Raw genomic sequence first — 2,565 nt, 5'->3', positions numbered from 1 at the left:
AAGCCGGCCGCCACGGCAACCGCCGAACCCGCGCTCGATCCGCCCGGCGGCACGACCGGGATGCCGCGATCGTCCATCAGCGTCGGCGCATACGGGTTCTTCACCTGGCCCCCGAGCGACGAATAGCCCGCGGGCATGTCGACCGCGAGCATGTTGGAGAACTCGGTCAGGTTCGCCTTGCCCAGGATCACCGCGCCGGCATCGCGCAGCAGCTTGACGATTGTGGCGTCGTCCCTTGCATGCGCGCCCTCCAGCGCCAGCGAGCCCGCGGTCGTCGGCTGCTTGTCGCCCGTTGCGATGTTGTCCTTCACCAGGATCGGGATCCCGGCCAGCGGCTGCCTGGCCGATGGTTTTGTGCCGTCGAGCGTGCCCGCGATCCCAAGCGCGTCGGGGTTGAGCGCGCGCACGGCGTTGAGCGCAGGCCCGCCGCGATCATAGGCCTCGATACGCACAAGGTAAGCTTTGGTCAGCGCCGTCGCATTAACCCGGCCGTCGGCGAGGGCTTGAGCGATCTCGCTCATCGTTGCGTCGTCGAGCTTGAGGGGGATCGGCACCGCGATGCCGGCCGCAGCGAGGCCAGTTGGCTTCTTCATGGCGTGCCTCGCCTGACGGCGCGTCCCGAACCATGAGGCCGCGATGATGTCATATTGCCAGTGTTTTGCCCGACGGGTCAACGTCCCGGCGCATCGCCCCAACCATCGCAGCGAGCAACGCGCAAGCCATTGAAATGACTATGCCCGGCTACTGTGCATGGGGTTGTTTTTCAGATTTTGGTTTGGGATGCCTTTCCTTCTCCCCTTGGGAGAAGGAAAGAGAGCAACGTGTCGGCCCCGCCCTACTCCCAATACCACGTCGAGAAATCGTTCTCGTATTGCGGCACGTCCTTCCAGACGCCCTTCAGCTTCTTGGCTGTGATGGTGATCAGCTGTGGCTGGTACAGGTAAGCGGAGACGGCGTCGGTCGCGAGCATGCGCTGGGCGTCGCCGAGCAGCTTGGCGCGGGCGGCCTCGTCCGGCGTCGACACGATCTGCTTGTAGAGCGCGTTGAATGCCTCGTTGTTGTAGCCGAGATAATAGTCTGCCTCGGTGATCTTGACGAGATCGAACGGCTCGACGTGGCTGACGATGGTGAGGTCGAAATTATGCGGACCATTGCCGGCGAACACCTGCGACAGCCATTGCGCCCATTCGACGTTCTCGATCTTGGCGACGATGCCGACCTTGGCGAGCTGGGCTGCGGCGATCTCGCCACCCTGCCGAGCGTAGGACGGAGGCGGCAGCTTCAGCGACAATTCGAGCGGTGTGGTGACGCCGGCCTCTGCGAGCAGCTTCTTGGCCTTCTCGGGGTCGTAGGGGTTGATGCCGGTAGTGTCGACATAGCCGAGCGCGCCCGGCACGTAGAAGCTGCCAATCGGCGTGCCGAAACCGTCGACGGCGCCGTCGATCATCGCCTTGCGGTCGATCGCGGCGAGGATGGCGCGACGGACGCGGACGTCGTCGAGCGGCTTCTTGCGGTGGTTGATCGCGACGATGGTCTTTGCCCTGGAGCCCCCGACCAGCACCGCGAAGCGCGGATCAGCCTTGAACTGCGCCATGGCGCGCTGTGCGGCGACCCGCGGGAACGCATCGATGTCGCCCGAGAGCAGCGCGGCGGTTTGCGCCGCCGGCTCCGAGATGAAGCGGATCGTCACCTTGGACAGTTTGACCGCGGCGGCGTTGCGGTAGTCGGCCCACTTGGTCAGCGTGATCGATGAGCCCTTGGCCCAGGCCCCGAGCTGGTAGGGCCCGGTGCCGACCGGCTGCGTGATATTGGTCGCAGCGCTCTTCGGCTCGACAATCGAGCCGCCCGCCTGTCCCAGCAGGAACGGCAGGTTCGGCTCGCCATATTTCAGGGTGATCACGATCGTATCGGCGTCCGGCGCCTCGACCTTCTCGAACGCCTGGTACAGGCTCTTGTCCTTGTTGGTGCTGGTCGGCGCGGCGTTGCGCTCGAACGAGAACTTCACCGCGGCGGAATCGAACGGCTCGCCATTGTGGAATTTGACGCCCTTGCGCAGCTTGAACGTATAGGTCTTCAGGTCGGGCGATGCGGTCCAGCTCTCGGCCAGCAGCGGCGAGACGGAGCCGTCCTCGTTGATCTTGGTCAGGGTCTCGTAGATGTTGTAGAGCGTGACCTCGGCGATCGCGGCAGCGGCGGCGTTGGTCGGATCGAGCCCCGGCGGCTCCAGCGCCATCGCCATGACGACGCTGTCCTTCTTGCTCTGCGCCAGCACGGGCAAAGGCGCCGCGATGAGCGCGGCGGCAAAGGCGACGATCGATAGTTTCCTGAACATCTCGTAACTCCCCGGCCTGCTGTCTTCGTGAGCCTACGCCAATCCTGCGCCGGACACTAACCTTCCATGGCCGCCCGCGGCAACGCCATCACGGCCTCGGCCCTGTGGCAGGCGGCAAGGTGCCCCTCGCCCACCTTGCGTAACTCAGGCGGAACCTCGCGGCAATGCTGGTCGGCGAGCGGACAGCGCGCGACATAGGGGCATCCGGTCGTGGCCGCCGATTGCGAGGCGAT

At 65.3% G+C, this 2,565-nt stretch carries 2 protein-coding genes and 1 pseudogene; all 3 read right to left on the bottom strand.

Annotated elements, in window-relative coordinates:
* A partial coding sequence (locus MOV74_RS35865) for an amidase family protein (protein ID WP_246931959.1) occupies positions 1 to 593 on the bottom strand: 593 nt, incomplete at its 3' end.
* A gap of 242 nt (positions 594 to 835) precedes the next feature.
* Positions 836 to 2,332, bottom strand: a complete 1,497-nt coding sequence (locus MOV74_RS35860) for an ABC transporter substrate-binding protein (protein WP_246931957.1) — start codon at positions 2,330 to 2,332, stop codon at positions 836 to 838.
* A gap of 56 nt (positions 2,333 to 2,388) precedes the next feature.
* Positions 2,389 to 2,565 (bottom strand): annotated as a pseudogene (locus MOV74_RS35855) (peptide ABC transporter ATP-binding protein); the annotation flags it as partial.

Source organism: Bradyrhizobium sp. SHOUNA76 (assembly GCF_023006445.1).
Taxonomy (GTDB): Bacteria; Pseudomonadota; Alphaproteobacteria; order Rhizobiales; family Xanthobacteraceae; genus Bradyrhizobium.
The sequence above is the reverse complement of the archived record's forward strand: the minus strand, read 5'-3'. Positions and strand labels throughout refer to the sequence as shown.